General features: G+C 72.0%; 12 protein-coding genes. 6 read left to right on the top strand and 6 right to left on the bottom strand.

All coding sequences use genetic code 11. From position 1 onward, the window contains the following. Window position 1: 1 nt before the first annotated feature. Together EQG70_RS12800 and EQG70_RS12795 are read left to right on the top strand one after the other, a co-directional pair. Window positions 2-985, top strand: a complete 984-nt coding sequence (locus EQG70_RS12800; RefSeq protein WP_017832365.1) for a ribose-phosphate diphosphokinase — start codon at window positions 2-4, stop codon at window positions 983-985. 179 nt (window positions 986-1,164) lie between these two features. Beyond that, window positions 1,165-2,193: a chitinase gene (locus EQG70_RS12795; protein ID WP_109269266.1), complete on the top strand. Its 1,029-nt coding sequence runs from the start codon at window positions 1,165-1,167 to the stop codon at window positions 2,191-2,193. On the opposite strand, the gene EQG70_RS12790 is transcribed toward EQG70_RS12795, so the two are convergent. From EQG70_RS12790 to EQG70_RS12775, 4 genes are all read right to left on the bottom strand, one after another. Then, window positions 2,159-3,430, bottom strand: coding sequence for an acyltransferase family protein (locus tag EQG70_RS12790; RefSeq protein ID WP_232035334.1), 1,272 nt, complete (start codon window positions 3,428-3,430; stop codon window positions 2,159-2,161). The genes EQG70_RS12795 and EQG70_RS12790 overlap by 35 nt on opposite strands. Beyond that, on the bottom strand, window positions 3,417-5,795 hold the full coding sequence (locus EQG70_RS12785; protein WP_232035333.1) for a bifunctional polysaccharide deacetylase/glycosyltransferase family 2 protein: 2,379 nt from the start codon (window positions 5,793-5,795) through the stop codon (window positions 3,417-3,419). The genes EQG70_RS12790 and EQG70_RS12785 overlap by 14 nt, the downstream gene beginning before the upstream one ends. A 526-nt stretch (window positions 5,796-6,321) precedes the next feature. Beyond that, window positions 6,322-7,485, bottom strand: coding sequence for a CAP domain-containing protein (locus EQG70_RS12780; RefSeq protein ID WP_095650415.1), 1,164 nt, complete (start codon window positions 7,483-7,485; stop codon window positions 6,322-6,324). After that, window positions 7,482-9,368 carry a GH25 family lysozyme gene (locus EQG70_RS12775; protein ID WP_167508902.1) on the bottom strand — a complete coding sequence of 629 codons (1,887 nt, stop codon included), beginning with the start codon at window positions 9,366-9,368 and terminating at the stop codon, window positions 7,482-7,484. The genes EQG70_RS12780 and EQG70_RS12775 overlap by 4 nt, the downstream gene beginning before the upstream one ends. Before the next feature lie 331 nt (window positions 9,369-9,699). Here EQG70_RS12775 and EQG70_RS12770 point away from each other — a divergent pair, with 331 nt between their 5' ends. Next, a complete protein-coding gene (locus EQG70_RS12770) occupies window positions 9,700-10,311 on the top strand; it encodes an arsenate reductase/protein-tyrosine-phosphatase family protein (protein WP_109269262.1) in 612 nt (203 codons plus the stop codon). A gap of 91 nt (window positions 10,312-10,402) precedes the next feature. On the opposite strand, the gene EQG70_RS12765 is transcribed toward EQG70_RS12770, so the two are convergent. Continuing rightward, the gene (locus EQG70_RS12765) at window positions 10,403-10,645 is read right to left on the bottom strand and encodes a hypothetical protein (RefSeq protein WP_095650412.1); all 243 of its coding nucleotides are present in this window, start codon (window positions 10,643-10,645) and stop codon (window positions 10,403-10,405) included. Between the two features lie 53 nt (window positions 10,646-10,698). Between EQG70_RS12765 and EQG70_RS18165 the strand changes: the two genes are divergently transcribed. The 3 genes from EQG70_RS18165 to EQG70_RS12750 all read left to right on the top strand — a co-directional run bounded on the left by EQG70_RS18165 (window position 10,699) and on the right by EQG70_RS12750 (window position 14,620). Further along, a complete protein-coding gene (locus EQG70_RS18165) occupies window positions 10,699-11,028 on the top strand; it encodes a hypothetical protein (protein WP_167508901.1) in 330 nt (109 codons plus the stop codon). Window positions 11,029-11,148: 120 nt separating this feature from the next. Next, complete coding sequence (locus tag EQG70_RS12755; RefSeq protein WP_109269261.1) at window positions 11,149-13,338, top strand: M36 family metallopeptidase; 2,190 nt, start codon at window positions 11,149-11,151, stop codon at window positions 13,336-13,338. A 10-nt stretch (window positions 13,339-13,348) separates the two neighbouring features. Beyond that, window positions 13,349-14,620, top strand: coding sequence for a M28 family metallopeptidase (locus EQG70_RS12750; protein WP_109269260.1), 1,272 nt, complete (start codon window positions 13,349-13,351; stop codon window positions 14,618-14,620). A 38-nt stretch (window positions 14,621-14,658) separates the two neighbouring features. On the opposite strand, the gene EQG70_RS12745 is transcribed toward EQG70_RS12750, so the two are convergent. Beyond that, entirely contained in the window at window positions 14,659-17,073 is a 2,415-nt protein-coding gene (locus EQG70_RS12745; RefSeq protein ID WP_109269259.1) for an ATP-binding cassette domain-containing protein, read from the bottom strand. Between the last annotated feature and the right edge of the window lie 83 nt (window positions 17,074-17,156).

The following is a 17,156-nucleotide window of genomic DNA, read 5'->3' as shown; positions in this document are numbered from 1 at the left end:
AATGACCACTGCCATCACCAACGAGGGCGCCAAGCAGCTGGTCCTGGTCTCGGGGAGGGCCCACCCCGAGCTCGCCGAGCGCATCGCCACGGAGCTGGGCACGGAGCTGATCCCCACGGACGCCTACGACTTCGCCAACGGCGAGACCTACGTGCGGTTCGGGGAGTCGGTGCGCGGCACGGACGCCTTTCTCATCCAGTCCCACCCGGCCCCGATCAACCAGTGGATCATGGAGCAGCTGCTCATGATCGACTCCCTGAAGCGGGCGTCTGCCAAGTCCATCACCGTGGTGTCCCCGTTCTACCCCTACGCCCGGCAGGACAAGAAGCACCGCGGCCGCGAGCCCATCTCGGCCCGCCTCATCTCGGACCTGTACAAGACCGCCGGCGCGGACCGGCTGATGTCCGTGGACCTGCACACGGCGCAGATCCAGGGCTTCTTCGACGGCCCGGTCGACCACCTGATGGCCATCCCGCTGCTGGCGGAGCACGTGCGCTCCGTCGTCGACGTCGAGAACGTCACCGTGGTCTCCCCGGACACCGGGCGCGTGCGCGTGGCGGAGCAGTGGACCGAGCTGCTGGGCGGCTGCCCGCTCGCGTTCGTGCACAAGACCCGCGACATCACCCGGCCGAACCAGGCCACCTCGAAGGAGGTCGTGGGGCAGATCGAGGGCCGCACCTGCGTGCTGATCGACGACATGATCGACACGGGCGGGACGATCTCCGGCGCCGTGCAGGTGCTGCGCGAGCGCGGCGCCAAGGACGTCATCATCGCCGCGACCCACGCCGTGTTCTCCGACCCCGCTGTGGAGCGGCTGTCCACGTGCGGCGCCCTCGAGGTGGTCGTCACGGACACCCTGCCCGTGCCCCCGGAGCACCAGTTCGAGAACCTCACGGTCCTCTCGATCGCCCCGCTCATCGCGCGCGCCATCCAGGAGGTCTTCGAGGACGGCTCCGTGACCAGCCTGTTCGACGGCAGGTCCTGACCCGCTCCCGGGAACGGTCGACGACGACGACGCAGCCCCTCGCCACCCGGCGGGGGGCTGCTCCGCCGCCGGGGCCCTACAGCTGGGGCCTCCGCTGCGGAGCCCGGCACCGCAGGAACCACCGTCCCGGGCGGCACCGTCCGGGGAACTTTCGCGCCGACAAGGACAGCCCGCACCCCATGACCCGACGACGACACCGCCTCCTCGGCCCGCTGCTGCTGTGCGGCGCCGCCGGGCTGGTCCTCACCGGCTGCGGCCCCGACCTGCGCGAGCCCTGGTCCGGAGGCTACGTCAACACCACGTCCTATCCGTACTTCGACTTCGGGGCGGAGACCGCGGGGCAGTCCCGCACGGTGCTGGGGTTCGTGGTGGCCGATCCCGAGGACCCCTGCACGCCCTCGTGGGGCGGCTACTACGGGCTGGACGAGGCAGAGGACGTGCTGCGGATGGAGGAGCAGATCGCGTCCCTCCGGGAGCAGGGCGGGGAGGTGGCGATCTCCTTCGGCGGCGCCGCCGGGGCCGAGTTGGCCACCGTGTGCACCGACCCGGACCGGCTGCTCGCGGCGTACCGGACGGTGCTCGAGCGCTACGACGTGGGCATCGCGGACTTCGACATCGAGCTGGACGACCTCGAGGACCGGGAGGCCAACCGCCGGCGGGCCGAGGTGCTGGTGCGCCTGCAGGAGGAGCGGGACGAGCCGCTGGAGGTGTGGGCCACGCTGCCGGTGGCCCCGCACGGTCTGGACCAGGACCCGGTGGAGGTCGTGGCGCAGCTGCTCGCGGCGGAGGTGGACCTCGCCGGGGTCAACCTCATGACCATGAACTACAGCGAGAGCAAGCCCGCGGGGCAGTCGATGGCGGCGGCCTCGGAGGAGGCGGCCCGCTCGGCGCACGGCCAGCTCACCGCGCTGTGGGAGGCGGCCGGCCAGGACCTCTCCGCCGAGGAGGTGTGGAACCGGATCGGGCTCACCCCGATGATCGGGGTCAACGACGTCCCCGGGGAGGTCCTGGACCTGGACGCGGCCGCCGAGCTGGCCGGGTTCGCCCGGGAGCATGGCGTGGGGCGGCTCTCCTACTGGTCGGTCAACCGGGACCGGCCGTGCACCGCGCAGGACGGGGACCCGGCCGAGGCCAACGACTTCTGCAGCGGCCTCGAGGAGGAGGCCGGGGAGTTCACCCGGGTCCTCCGCGAGGGCTTCGCGGGCTGAGCTCCGCCGGCGGGGCCGGCTCCCGCACGGAGCGGGGGTAGAGCCAGGACCGGCCGGGAAAGCCGGTGCCGGCAGCTCCCTGTCCCGCGGAGGCGGCAGCAGCGGGGGCAGGCACGGGAGCGGGAGCGGTGGCGGGGGCGGCCGCGGGCCGGACCGGCCACAGCCGCGGCCGCCGACCCGCGGCGAGGTCCTCCGCCCAGCCCACCGCGAGCACGACGACGGCGAGCAGCGGCCAGACCAGCACGAAGGACAGCCACGGGCTCGCCAGCAGCCCGGGCACGGCGGTGGCCAGGACCTCGCTCTCCCACAGCACGTCGACGAGCAGGACGGTGCCGACCAGCAGGAGGTTGTGCCACAGGTAGACGGTCATCGCCCGGGCGTTCAGCAGGGTCACGGCCCCGTCCAGGAACCGCAGCGGCCGGGGCAGCTCCCGCCAGGCCGGGGAGACGCGCAGCAGCACGGCGCAGAAGCCGAACGACCACAGGGCCTGGGCGAGAGGGATCTCGTTGAGGTCCCACCCCGCCTCGCCGCGGTGGCCGGCGGCCCACCAGAGGCCCAGGCCCATCACCGCGGGCCCCGCTGCGAGGACGGCGCCGCGGGGGAGGCGGCGCAGCATGCCGCTCTGGTGGGCGAAGCCCAGGAGCCAGCAGGAGCCGTAGGTCGCGAGGTCCGTCACCGGGGCGTCCGCCCAGGTGGGCAGCGGCACGAGCCCGAGGGCGAGCAGTCCGCTCAGGGCGAGCGGGGCGAGCAGCACCGGCCAGGGCCGGGCCCGGAACGCCCGCAGCAGCACGGGGGAGAGGAGCAGGAACCAGACGTAGGCCCGGACGTACCAGAGGATCTCCCCGGCCTGCACCGGCCAGGTGGGGTCCACCGCCCCGGACCCGGCGCTCTCGGGGAGGACCGGGTCCCCGACCGGGAGGAACCACAGGAGCACCTGCCCCCAGGACGCGTCGGCCCCCGGCGTCCAGCCCTGTGCCACGAGCAGCGCCAGGACCGTGGCGGCGTAGACCCACAGCGGCACCAGCACCCGGCGGGCCCGGGAGACGAGGACCGTGCCCGCGGACCGGCGCAGGGACCGGGCCATCAGGAACCCGGCCAGCGCGAACATCACGCCCATCGCGGGGAACACGAGGCTGAAGGCGGCGCCGGCGAACGTGTGGTAGGCGACGACGCGGACCAGCGCGATCGACCGCAGCAGGTCGAGGTACCGGTCCCGGCCGGGCTCAGGCCCGCTCACCGCGCCGGTCCTCCTGCCACGGAGCCTCCCGGCCGGCGGGATCCGCCGCGGGGGTCAGGTCGATCACGCTGTTGGTGCGCTCGGGCTTGTACCAGCCGATCATCCGGCCCCGCAGCGCCTGGAGCAGGGAGGCGTAGAGGAGGTAGGCGCGCAGGGGCTCGTAGATGACCCGGTAGACGGGCACGACCAGCAGGTGGGTCCAGGACTCGCCGACCATTCGGATGGCGAGCACGCAGATCACGGCGTGGATGGCCAGGACGAACGCGGCGAAGGCGGCGATGGGCTGCCAGTTGCCGGCGGCCAGGTTGATCCCGGCCATGAGCACGGTCAGCGGCAGGAAGACCAACGGGATGAGGGTGGCGAGCAGGGTGTAGGGCAGGGCCACCATCCCGAGGAACCCGTAGCGGGGGCGGAAGAGCATCCCGGCGTGCTTCCACAGGGCCTGGAGGTTGCCGTAGGTCCAGCGCAGCCGCTGCTTGGCCAGGCCGCGCACGGTCATGGGGGCCTCGGTCCACGCCACGGCCCGGTTCTCCTGCACCACGGCCCAGCCCAGCTTCTGCAGGGTCATGGTGAGGTCGGCGTCCTCGGCGAGGGTGTCGTGGGAGTAGCCCCCGGCGGCTTGGAGGGCCTCCTTGCGCCAGGCGGCGCACGCCCCGGGGACGATGGAGATCGCCCCGGCCACGCCCTCGCCCATGCGGGTGACGCAGATCCCGGAGATGTACTCCAGGGACTGCCACATGGTCAGCAGTCCGGTGCGGTTGCCGACCTTCACGTGCCCGGCCACGGCTCCGACGGGGCGCTTGGCGTCCTGGGCGTAGAAGTGACGGGCGAACATCCGGACGGTCTGGGGCTCGAAGAGGGTGTCCCCGTCGAGGGTCACCACGATCTCGCCCCGGGCGGCCATGATCCCGTGGTTGGAGGCGATGGACTTCCCGCCGTTGGGCTGGGTGATGACCGTCAGCGCCGGCCAGGACGCGGCGTGCTCGCGCATGATCGCCAGGGTGCGGTCGCTGGAGCCGTCGTCGACGGCGATGACCTCGAGGTTCGGGTAGTCGCTGGCGCGCAGGGCGGCCAGGGTGCGGGCGATGACGGGCTCCTCGTTGAACACCGGCAGGATGACCGAAACCAGGGGCAGCCGGTCCTCGGGGAGCTCCGGCCAGGCCCGGCGGGTCTGGCGGCGGTGGCCGATCAGGGCCAGCACCACGTAGAGGGCGGACATGAGGGTCAGAGACCCGATGCCGAACCAGAACAGCCACGTCATGACCACGTCCGGGGCCACGGTCAGTCCGGCCACGGCCAGGGCGGTGGCGTCGTCGGCGAGCACGGGCTCGGTGTCCGCCGCCGGCAGGTAGCCCTCGGGGACGATGGGGGCCAGCGTCGAGAAGGTGTAGCCCTGCGCCTTGGCCTCGGTGATCAGCTCCTTGAGGGCGGCCACGGTGGCGGTGCGGTCCCCGCCGCCGTCGTGCATCAGCACGATGTGGCCCTCGCCGTCGAGCGCGGGCAGGTCCACGGTCTCCCCGGGCGCGGCCTCCCAGTCGTGGGTGTCGTAGTCGAAGTCCACGTGCAGGTAGCCCAGCTGCTGGGCCTCGAGGATGGGCAGGGCCTTGTTGTCGGGGTCGCCGGTGGGCAGGCGGAACAGGTGGGTCGCGTAGCTGCCGACCGAGCGCATGGCGCGGTCGGTGCCGATCAGCTCCTCGCGGTTGCGCAGGTCGTCGTCCCAGGCGGTGGTGTGGGTCATGGTGTGGTTGCCCACCATGTGCCCCTCGCGGACGATCCGCTGGAACAGCTCGGGGTGCCCGACGACGTTGGTGCCGACGTTGAAGAAGGTGGCGGGCACGCCCTCGGCCGAGAGCACGTCGAGGATCTCACCGGTGTAGGTGGCGTCGGGGCCGTCGTCGAAGGTCAGCATGAGCTGCTTCTCCGGCAGCTCCCCGAAGCGCTCCATGGCGTAGGGGCTGTCCCCGACGAGCTCCCGCTCCTCGACGGTGAGCGCCCGGAGGACCTCGTCGGTGAACGGGCTGCGCAGCACCGTCCCGGCCTCCGTCTCCTCGACGAGCCCGATCCGGCTGAACGGGTTGGACGCGTCCCCGAGCAGCGGGATGTTCTCCTGGTCCCCGGTGGCGATCAGCTCCCGCGGATAGCCGTTCTCCTGGTGCAGCGGCCGCTCCCAGGGCTGGGCGAGCGCCTGCGGGACGATCCAGGACACGGCGCCGGCCGCGAGGGCCAGGAGCACCACGAGGGTGGCGAGGATGCGGTACCAGCGCTTGCCGCTGGGGTCGAAGAACACCGGCGGCGCGGCGCTGCTGCCGGTCCGCTCCGCGCGTCGGCGGTGCGGTGGTCGTCGGTCGTTGTCGGATGCTGCCACGGCGTGCTCGTTCCCCCGGTCGGCGGTCCGTCCCCTCGACGGACCGGCCGGCGCATCCCCCCGGACGGGCCGACCGGGCCAGCCTGCCAAGCCGCGACCCGTCTGTCACAAGTGCAAACAGGTTGCACAGGCAGCACATCTCATCGCTGTGCATGCAAGTGCGAGTGCAAACGACTGCCATCGCGGCACCTGAAGTTACGGGGTGGTACTTAATGAACGGGAACATCCGCCGATCGGGGGACGGGCGCGGCCGGACTCGTCCCCCCAAGTGGTGACACGGGAATCCACACATTCACAGATTCGCAACAGGAAACACAGCTCGATTCCGTCCTGCCTGTGAAGCGCACCACATCCTGACGTGGCCGGATGTGATCGCCCGCCCTTGTGCGGGGGACAACCGCGGCGAGCCGGTGCCCGGCCCCCGCTCGGGGGACACCGGCACCGGGACCGGGGACAAGAACGCCGGCCGGGGACGGCAGAACGCCCGGCCGGAGAACCGGCCGGGCGTTCAGCGGGTGGCGAGGGGTCAGCGGGTGACCCAGGTCCGCTTCGTGATCGAGGACCAGTGCACGGTGTAGCCGTTCGAGAACCGCTGGCGCACCTCGGAGCCGTACCGGTACTCGTCGGTGCTCGGGTAGCCGTAGCCCCGCTCGTAGCCGGCGGACTTCCAGCGCTGGCCGATCGCGCTGTTCTCCTTCACGGCCTTCGCACCGGTCCGGGGGCTCCAGAGGACCTTGTGCACGGTGGCCCCGCTGCGGAACACCTGGTAGGCGCCGCCGCCGGTGAGTCCGCCGCGCTCCGGGCTGCTGGGGTAGCCGTAGCCGCGCTCGTGCCCGGCGGCGGCGAACTTCTGGCCGATGGCGCTGTTGAAGCGCACCGGCCAGGCGCCGGTGGGGGCGCTCCAGTAGAAGGTGGTGCTCCTGGCGAAGCTCTGCAGGGCGCCGCCGCCCACCAGGCCGCCGCGCTCGTTCATGGTGGGGGCGCCGAACACGGCGGCCCCGCCCAGCGCGCGGTACTGGTTGCCGATCCCGCCGCGCACCGTGTACCCGGCGGAGGTGATCGGGGCGGTGGGGGGCTTGGGCGCCGCGACCGTGCCCACCGTGGAGCGGGTGTCCGCGGGGGCCTGGCCGGCGGCGTAGCCGTAGGAGTTCACGGTGCCGACCAGCTTCCAGCCCTGCTTGTTCCCGGACAGCTGCCCGTCCACGTAGGTCAGGCCGATGCCGATGACCGTCATCCTCGGGTCGGTCAGCACCTTGTTGTGCGCCTTCGAGCCCTTCCACCAGTTCATGAGCTCGGTGACGGTGCCCTGCCAGGACACGGAGTGGATCTCGCCGACGGCGTTCCAGTTCCCGGCGCGCTCGTCCTTCCAGAAGTCGTCGGTGTGGTCGATGACCTCCTCGCGGACCAGGCGGGTGGACTGCTCCTGGCCGATCTTGGAGAGCGTGGCCGAGTACTTGACCGGGGCGAGGCCCTTGGCCTTGCGGTGGGCGTTGATCAGGTCCAGCAGCCGCTGGGTGTCGGCCGAGCGGGTGCTCGTGGAGACGTTGACGATGTCCGAGGTCGCCGCGGCGGCGGGGGCCGCCGCGAGCATCCCGGTGGCGGGGACCGCCAGGGCGAGGGCCGCCGCGGTGAGCGCCAGGCGGCCGGTGGTGCGGGGGCGCGCGGGGGCGCGGTGCTTGGCGGTGTTCATCGGGTGGCCCAGGTCCTCTTCGTGGTGGTGGAGTAGTGCACGGTGAAGTTCTTGGAGAACTTCTGGCGGACCTCGGTGCCGTAGCGGTACTCGCCGGTGGTCGGGTAGCCGTAGCCGCGCTCGGAGCCGGCGGCCTTCCACTCCCGGCCGATCGCGCTGTTCTCCTTCACGGCGTGGGCGCCGGAGGCGGAGCTCCAGAGGATCTTGTGGACGTCGTTGCCGCGCCGGAACAGCTGGTAGGAGCCGCCGTTGACCAGGCCGCCGATCTCGGGGGTGGAGGGGTAGCCGTAGCCGCGCTCGTAGCCGGCTCGCTTCCACGCCGCGCCGATCCCGCTGGTCTCCCGGACGGGCTGGGCGCCGGTGGCCGGGCTCCACAGGAACTTGTTCACGGCGCCGCCGCTGCGGAACACCTGGTAGGCGCCGCCGCCGGTGAGGCCCGTGATCTCGCGGGTGGACGGGTAGCCGAAGCCGTTCTCGTAGCGGTTGGCCGTGAACTTCCGGCCGATGGCGCCGTTGAAGTTCACGGGCCACGCCCCGGTGGGGGAGCTCCAGTAGAAGGTGGAGTTCTTGGAGAACCGCTGGTACACGCCGCCGTTGACCAGGCCGCCGCGCTCGTTCATGGTCGGGGTGCCGAAGACGGAGGATCCGCCGAGGGCCCGGTACTGGTTGCCGATGCCGCCCTTGACCACGTATCCGGCGGGGGACACCTGGGTGGGGGTCCCGGTCGGGGTGCCGGCCGGTGCCCGGCCGCCCATCGGCTTGTAGTAGCGGTTGCGCACCAGGTCCTGGAGCTGCGCGGTGCTGCCGCGGAAGACGTTGGCGTCGATCCGCTCGGTGAACCCGGCGTCGGTGTACTGCCAGAAGTCGTAGGTGGACCAGGCGCTGGGCACCCGGGGGGCCGTGGTCTCGTAGGCGGCGATGTGCAGGGGGTGGTCGTTGAACGCACTGGTGTTGCCGGTGCAGTCCTGCCACCAGTAGTAGTTCGTGTAGATGGCCGGCACGCGCCCGGTGCGGGCCTTGTACCGGTTGGAGAAGTCGCGGATCCAGCTGACCATCTCGGACTGGCTGAAGCCGTAGCACTGGTTGCCGTACAGGGAGGGGTACGGGTTGTTCTCGACGTCCAGCAGACCCGGCAGGGTCCGGCCGTCCGCGGACCAGCCGCCGCCGTTGTTGATGAAGTAGTCCGCCTGCTTCGCGCCCGAGGAGTCCCGGGTGGGGATCGCGAAGTGGTACCCGCCGCGGTGCATGCCCACGGCGCCCGCGCCGGCGTACTGCTGCTGGAACAGGCTGTTGCGGATGCTGTCGCCCTCGGAGGTCTTGACGTAGGCGAAGCGCGAGCCCTGGTTCCACAGGCTCGACCAGTTCAGGGACGGCTGCCAGTTGGAGACGTCCGTGCCTTTGATGCCGCTGGGGGCCCAGGACGCGGCGGCGCCGAGGGACTCCGCCGACGCGACCCCCGCGACAGCCTCCTCCGCGGTGTCGCCGTCCGCCGCGCCGGCAGCGGCGCCGTCGTTGTCCGTGTCGCCGGCGAGCTCCTCCGCGGTGCGGGCGGAGGACGCGGCCATCTGCTCGAAGTGGCTCTCGGACTTGGCCCACTGGCCCATCACGGCGCCGCCGTGGGGGTCGCCCGCGGCCGGCTGCGTGCCGGCGCGCGCCGGGTCGGGGAGGACGGCCTCGCCGGTGGTCGCGTCCACCAGGGTGGAGACGATCTCGCCGTCGGACTCCACGACCTTGGAGACCAGGTTGCCCTGCCGCTCCTCGGAGAGGGTGGTCGATCGGGTGGTGGCGGCCTCTTCCAGGGCCGCGACCGGGGTCAGTGTGGTGATGGCCAGCACCGCCGCCGTGAGGGCGGCAGGCAGCGTCAGTCGGGGGGGTGCTTTCACGCTGGAACGCCTAACTCGCATGGATCGTTGGGGGAACGACTCGTGCAAGGCCATCGGGATGGGGGGAAGATCCTCAGAGCCACGACGAGTATAAAGGCGCGTTTGCATAAACAATCAATAACGATGGGCCGTGTTACGCACCCGTACCTCTCTGGCCGTAGTGATTCTGTCCGCGGGGTGAGTTGCGGGGGCTGCGCGCCGGGGAACGACGACGACGGACCCGGCGCGCCCCGCACCCGTCGGCGGCGCGGACCCCGGTGGGCAGGAGAAGACCCGGCTCAGGACCCGGTGCCGGATACGATGAACCGGACTCGACCCCCAGAGGAGAACCATGGCCCCCACGCGCATCCTGACGGTCTGCACGGGCAACGTGTGCCGCTCGCCCATGGCGGCGGTCGAGCTCGACCACGGCCTCAACGAGATCTCGCCCGGCGGCTTCGAGGTGACGAGCGCCGGGATGCACGCGCTGGTGGACGAGGGCTTCGAGCACCGGGTGGGCAGGCTGGCCCAGGACCGCGGCCTGGAGGCCGCCGCCGCGCACCGGGCCCGGCAGGTCACCCCGGACGTGCTCAAGGACACCGACCTGGTGCTCGTGATGGCCCGGGAGCACACCCAGCCGGTGCTCCAGCAGTCACCGCGGCTGCTGAAGAAGGTCTTCACCCTGCGGGAGTTCGCCCGGATCCTGCAGTACCTCTCCACCGACCCGGAGCTCGACCGCGCCGTGCCGGCCGACCGCGCCGAGCGCTGGGCCTGGCTGGTCCAGCAGGCGCCGCGCTTGCGGCAGCGGGTGCCGGTGCGCCACCCCGAGCGCAACGACGTGATCGACCCCTACCGCCAGGAGGACGCGGTGCTCCAGCAGATGGCGGACGAGCTGTTCGAGGCCACGGACGCGATCCTTGCCTTCGAGCGCCGCTACGCCGAGCGCGCGCCGGTGGCAGAGTAGTACTGCGTCAGGTGTGTTTTGCGCGGGTGCCTGTTCCACCCGGGTGGGGCGCCTTGTGGGGCGGGGAGTCCTGCACCGACCGCGCGGACGTTCAGTCCTGACCGAACCTCTGCTGGGCCGCTTGGCGCGTCGTGTCGAGAGCGGAACCGATCAAGGCCCAGGAGTCGCCGGCCGCACGGGCGGCCTTCACCGCCTCCCGCAGTTCGTTCTCCGCCTCGGTGATGTGCTGCCGAGCGGCCAGGATGCGCCGGAAGTGCACGGCGTCACGAGCGGGGTGCGACGACACGTCGAGCTCGTCCAGTCCTGTGCGGTCGTGCGCGGTTGCGATATCCATGGAATTCCACCTCATCTCAAATAGTCGTAGAACTTCGGTCTGAGCAGATCGGCGTGGATGATCCTCGTCGGTTCTCCGGCTGGTACGGCGACCAGCTCGAGGAGCCTGCCGTGTTGGTCGGGCCCGATGACCAGGAGGCGGTCTTCGCCCTGGTACTCGTACTCGACCAGACGGATCGCATTTACCCACGCGTGCTCGATGTCGGCGTCGTCGATGCCGTGCTTCCGCGCGGATCCCCGAACCTCCATTTCTCCAATGTGCCGGACCGCCCCGGGCGTGTCAAGATGAAATTGACGCCAACCGCCATGGTGGGCGCGCTCCGCCGCCGCGGGCTGGTGACGAGAAGGACGAACGGGCACGTCACACGCCTGTTCGCTGCTTGACCGATGAACGGGACCGGTTCCTTAATGGAGCTCAGGTCGGCCACGCCTGCGAGGAGAACCCGTTCCCGGTCCCGTGGACGATGACCGGGTGCTGCACTGATCATTCGCGAGGAGTTCCTGATGGCCGCTGACCGAGCACTCCCGGAGGACTTCCACGCGCTGTACGACGCCGGCGTCCGGAACGCCCGTGGCACCGCGCCGCCGGCTGCTCCGGCTCCTGGGTCGCCGGGCCACCTCCGAATGGACGCGCAGCTCGGCGACCTGGAGGTGGACTACGACCAGGCGACCGCGCTGCCGAACCGCATCGCACGGCGGGCCCCGGCCGCCGGGCTGTCGGGGGAGGCGGGCGCATCGCCGGAGGAGACCGTCCAGCGCTTCGTCACCGAGCACGGCGACCTGTGGCGGCTGTCCGAGGCGGACGCGCAGGGCGTCACCATCGTGTCGGTGAGCGGACGGGGGCTGCGCACGGTGCAGCTCGTGCAGCGGGCCGACGGCCTGGAGGTCTTCAACTCCGAGGCGACGGCGGCCATCGGACCGGACGGCGACGTGATGTCCGTGGCCGGCCAGTTCTTTCCCGGCGCCGCGCAGGCGGCCAGTGCCCGCGCGGCCAGCACCACCACCGGCGTCACCACGGCGGAGGAGGCGATCGCGGTGGCGGCGTTCGACCTGACCGGGGTCGAGTACCCCGCCACGGCCTTCACCGGGACGAGCACGGCGAGCGCGGCGAGCGCCGAGGACGCCGGGGGTACTGAGACCGGCGACACCGCCGGTGGCGGCTACCGGTTCTACCGCTTCACCGAACCGGCCGGCGCCGAGCCGACCGACACCGAATCGGCTGGCACCGAACTGGCCGGCGCCGGGCGGCCGGCGTTCGAGCGGGAGGTCCGGGTGAAGGACGTGCTGTTCCCGCTGGGGGAGGAGCAGTTCACCCCCGGCTACTACCTGGAGCTGTGGATCGAGGGCTTCCCGGCGTTCAGCTACGTGATCGACGCGCTCGGGGAGCCGGAGGTGCTGTTCCGGAAGAACCTGCGGGCGGACGCCGCCTTCACCTACCGGGTGTTCAACACGGGGGACGCCCTGTTCCGCCCCGAGGACGGGCCGGCGCCCGGCTCGCCGCACCCGACCGGGCGCCCGGACGGGTTCCAGGCTCCCACCATCCCCGACCGGCTGGTCACGCTCGAGAGCCTGCTCCCGGGCGCCCCGTGGCTGCCCGAGGGCGCCTCGACCACCCGCGGCAACAACTGCATCGCCTACGCGGACGTCCGGGCCCCGGACGGGAGCAGCTCCGGTGACGTGGACGGCCGGGCCACCAGGGCGCGCACCTTCGACCACGCCTACGACCACGCCCGGCCCGCGAGCGACCCCACCAATCTGCAGGCCAGTCTCGTCGGGATGTTCTTCCACGTGAACTGGCTGCACGACCGCTGGTACGAGGCGGGCTTCGACGAGGCGGCCGGCAACGCCCAGCAGGTGAACCTCACGGGGGCGGGCCTCGGCGGGGACCCGATCCTGGCCGAGGGCAACGACTTCAGCGGCACCGACAACGCCAACATGCAGACCCCGGCCGACGGCGCCAGCCCGCGGATGCAGATGTACGAGTTCCGCGGCGTCGCCCCGCTGCCGTCCCGCACCAGCAACTTCGACGCGCTGATCACCTACCACGAGCTCGGGCACTACATCACCAATCGTCTCGTCGGCAACGCCACCGGGCTGGCCAACCAGCAGGGCCGGGCGATGGGCGAGGGCTGGGGCGACTTCTTCGCGATCACCATGACCTCCCAGGCCACCGATGACTTCGGCACCGGCGCCTTCCCCGCCGGCGGGTGGACCGACCTCACCCCCACCTTCACGGACAACTACTACTTCTCGATCCGGCGCTACCCCTACTCGGCGGACCTGGGCAAGAACCCGCTGACGTTCACGCACATCAGCAACGGGGTGGTGCTCCCGGCCGGACCGCCGCGCCGTCCGCACAGCGGCGGGCCGAACAGCGAGGTGCACAACGCCGGCGAGGTCTGGTGCGCCGCCCTGTGGGAGGTGTTCGTCAACCTCGTCGCCGCCCACGGCCACGCCGAGGCCGAGCGCCGCGTGCTCGAGTACGTGGTCGGCGGGCTCAAGCTCACGCCCAGCATGCCGACCTTCACGCTGGCGCGCGACGGCATCGTCACCGCGGTCGCCGCCCTCAACCCCGGCGACCTCGGCGCGGTGTGGCGCGGTTTCGCCAAGCGCGGCCTGGGCGCCGGCGCCGTGTCCCCGCCCAGCACCTCCACGTCGCTCGCGGGCGTGGTCGAGAGCTTCAGCACGCCGTAGGAGGCGCAGCATGACGGCCCTCCGCTTCGACCTGGGGAAGACGCCGGGGAACGACGACGTGTCCCGCGCCGCGGCGCCGGACGCGCTGCGGGCCCTGACCGCCGCGGCCGCGGACGCCGGCGCCGTCTGGACGCGGCTCGGCGACACGCTCCTGGTGACCGGGGCGCCGGCCCAGCTGGAGCGGACGGCCGCCGGTCGCGCCCCCGCGGACCGGCTCGAGGTCCCCGCCGCCCGCCTGCACCTGGTGATCCAGAACGGCCGCCAGTTCCAGCAGGCCCACCCCGAGGTCCCGGTCCTGCTCGACCGGGGACGCTACCTTGTCATCGACCTCGATCCCGCCGAGGCCGGGAGGATCGTCGAGCCGTCCGAGCGGCACCTGCCGTGCTTCGGCGTCCGCCCCCTGCCGGCGAACACCGTGGTGTTCGAGCAGCGGCCACCGGCACCGGCACGGGCGCGGGCCGTGGCGGAGCCGCGCGCAGCCGCCGTGTCCCGGGACGCGTTCGAGGCGGACCTGCGCACGCTCGCCGCGCTCCGGACGCGGCACTCGACGAGCCCGGAGTTCCGCACCGCGCTCGACTGGGCCGCCGGCGTGCTGAGCGGACTGGGCTTCGCGACCCGGACCCAGACGGTGGTGCTCCACGGCGGCAGCACCCATAACCTCGTCGCCGAGCGGCCGGGCGCCGGCGGCGACGGCCGCGCGGTGCTCGTCACCGCCCACCTCGACTCGATCAACGTCCGGGACGGCGCCGCCGCCCCCGCCCCGGGCGCGGACGACAACGGCTCGGGCGCCGCGGGGGTGCTCGCCGTCGCCCGGGCCCTGCGGGACCATCCCGGCGCCCGCGATCTGCGCCTGATCCTGTTCGGGGGCGAGGAGCAGGGACTGTTCGGCAGCCGCCACTACGTCGCGGAGCTGGACCAGCAGGCCCGCGAGCGCATCCGCGCGGTGGTCAACATGGACATGATCGCGTGCCGGAACACGCCCGCGCCCACGGTGCTGCTCGAGGGCGCCGCCGCGTCCCAGGCCGTGCTGGAGGAGCTGGCCGCCGCGGCGCAGGCGCACACCGGCCTGACCGTGCAGACCAGCCTGATGCCCTTCAACAGCGATCACGTGCCGTTCCTCGACGCAGGCATTCCCGCCGTGCTCACGATCGAGGGGGCCGACGGCGCCAACGACCGCATCCACACCGCCGGCGACACCCTGGAGCACATCGACCACGACCTCGCCCTCGAGATCCTGCGGATGAACGTCGCCTACCTCCTCCAGGCCCTCGGCCCTGCCTGAGCCAAGACCGGCACCACCGGAGCGAGCGGGACGGCTGATCAGGCGCCCACGTAGGCGGCGAGGTGTTCGCCCGTGAGGGTTGAGCGGGCGGCGACGAGCTCCGCGGGGGTGCCCTCGAAGACGATCCGGCCGCCGTCGTGACCGGCGCCGGGGCCGAGGTCGATGATCCGGTCCGCGTGGGCCATGACCGCCTGGTGGTGCTCGATCACGATCACCGACTTGCCGGAGTCGACCAGCCGGTCGAGCAGGCCGAGCAGCTGCTGCACGTCGGCGAGGTGCAGACCCGTGGTCGGCTCGTCGAGGACGTAGACGCCGCCCTTCTTGCCCAGGTGGGTGGCCAGCTTGAGCCGCTGGCGCTCGCCGCCGGAGAGCGTGGTGAGCGGCTGCCCGAGGCTGAGATAGCCCAGCCCCACATCCGCCAACCGGTGCAGGATGGCGTGGGCGGCCGGGGTCCGCGCGTCGCCGGCGCCGAAGAACGCCTCGGCCTCCTCGACCGGCATGGCGAGCACGTCGGCGATGTTGCGCCCGCCCAGGGTGTACTCGAGGACCGCGGCCTGGAACCGCCTGCCCTCGCACTCCTCGCAGGTGGTGGCCACCCCTGCCATCATCACCAGGTCGGTGTAGATAACGCCCGCGCCGTTGCAGGCCGGGCAGGCGCCCTCCGAGTTGGCGCTGAACAGCGCGGGCTTCACCCCGTTGGCCTTGGCGAAGGCCTTGCGGATTGGGTCCAGCAGGCCCGTGTAGGTGGCCGGGTTGCTGCGGCGGGAGCCGCGGATGGCGCCCTGGTCGATCGAGACCACGTCCTCGCGTCCGAGGACCGAGCCGGTGATCAGCGAGCTCTTGCCGGAGCCGGCCACCCCGGTCAGCACCGTGAGCACGCCGAGCGGGATGTCGACGTCGACGGACCGCAGGTTGTGGGTGTCGGCGCCGCGCACCTCCAGCACCCCGGTGGGGGTGCGCACGGTGGGCTTCAGGGCGGCGCGGTCGTCCAGGTGCCGGCCGGTGAGGGTGTCGCCGGCGCGCAGCCCCGCCACGGTGCCTTCGTAGCAGACGGTGCCGCCGGCCGTGCCGGCGCCGGGGCCGAGGTCGACCACGTGGTCGGCGATCGCGATGGTCTCCGGCTTGTGCTCCACGACCAGCACCGTGTTGCCCTTGTCCCGCAGCCGCAGCAGGAGCTGGTTCATCCGCTGGATGTCGTGCGGGTGCAGTCCGATGGTCGGCTCGTCGAAGACGTAGGTGACGTCGGTGAGCGAGGAGCCGAGGTGGCGGATCATCTTGGTGCGCTGGGCCTCGCCGCCGGAGAGCGTGCCCGAGGAGCGGCTGAGCGAGAGGTAGCCGAGCCCGATCTCCACGAACGAGTCGAGGGTCTCGCCGAGTGCGGTGAGCAGCGGCGCCACGGACGGCTCGTCCAGGCCGCGCACCCACGCGGCGAGGTCGCTGATCTGCATCGCGCAGGCGTCGGCGATGCTGATGCCCCGGATCTTGGAGGAGCGGGCGGCCGCGCTGAGCCGGGTGCCGCCGCACTCGGGGCACGCGGTGAACGTCACGGCCCGCTCCACGAAGGCGCGGATGTGCGGCTGCAGCGCGGCCACGTCCTTGGACAGGAAGGACTTCTGCATCCGGGGGATCAGGCCCTCGTAGGTGAGGTTGATGTTGTCGACCTTGATCTTGGTCGGCTCCCGGTGGAGCAGGTCGTGCAGCTCGGTCTCGGTGTAGTCGCGGATCGGCTTGTCCGGGTCGAGGAACCCGGAGCCGCCGAAGATCCGGCCGTACCAGCCGTCCGCACTGTAGCCGGGGATCGTCAGCGCGCCCTCGTTGAGGGACTTGGAGTCGTCGTAGAGCTGGCTCAGGTCGAAGTCGTTGACCTGACCCATGCCCTCGCAGCGCGGGCACATGCCGCCGGTGATGGAGAAGCTGCGCCGCTCCTTGACGGTCTTCCCGCCGCGCTCCATGGTCACCGCGCCGGCGCCGCTGATCGAGGCGACGTTGAAGGAGAACGCCTTGGCCGTGCCGATGTGCGGCTGCCCGAGCCGGCTGAAGAGGATCCGCAGCATCGCGTCCGCGTCGGTGGCGGTGCCCACGGTGGAGCGGACGTTGGCGCCCATCCGCTCCTGGTCCACGATGATCGCGGTGGTGAGCCCGTCGAGGACGTCGACGTCGGGCCGGGCCTGGGTGGGCATGAAGCCCTGCACGAAGGTGCTGTAGGTCTCGTTGATCAGCCGCTGCGACTCCGCGGCGATCGTGCCGAACACCAGCGAGCTCTTGCCGGACCCGGAGATCCCGGTGAACACGGTGAGCCGGCGCTTGGGGAGCTCCACGCTGATGTCCCGGAGGTTGTTCTCGCGCGCACCCTGGACGCGGATCAGGTCGTGGCGGTCGGCCACGTGCGGCGCGGAAGGCCGCGCAGAGGACGATGCAGGGGAGTGCGGGTCCTGGCTCGGGGGTGTGCTCATCGTGTCTCCATCCCTGGGGGCGCCTGCGCCGGGATTCCCGACGACGCGGCCCGGTTCGATCCGACCGCCTCCGAGCTTACGTC

Origin of the sequence: Kocuria rosea, assembly GCF_006094695.1 — a bacterium.
Classification (GTDB): Bacteria; Actinomycetota; Actinomycetes; order Actinomycetales; family Micrococcaceae; genus Kocuria; species Kocuria rosea.
The sequence above is the reverse complement of the archived record's forward strand: the minus strand, read 5'-3'. Positions and strand labels throughout refer to the sequence as shown.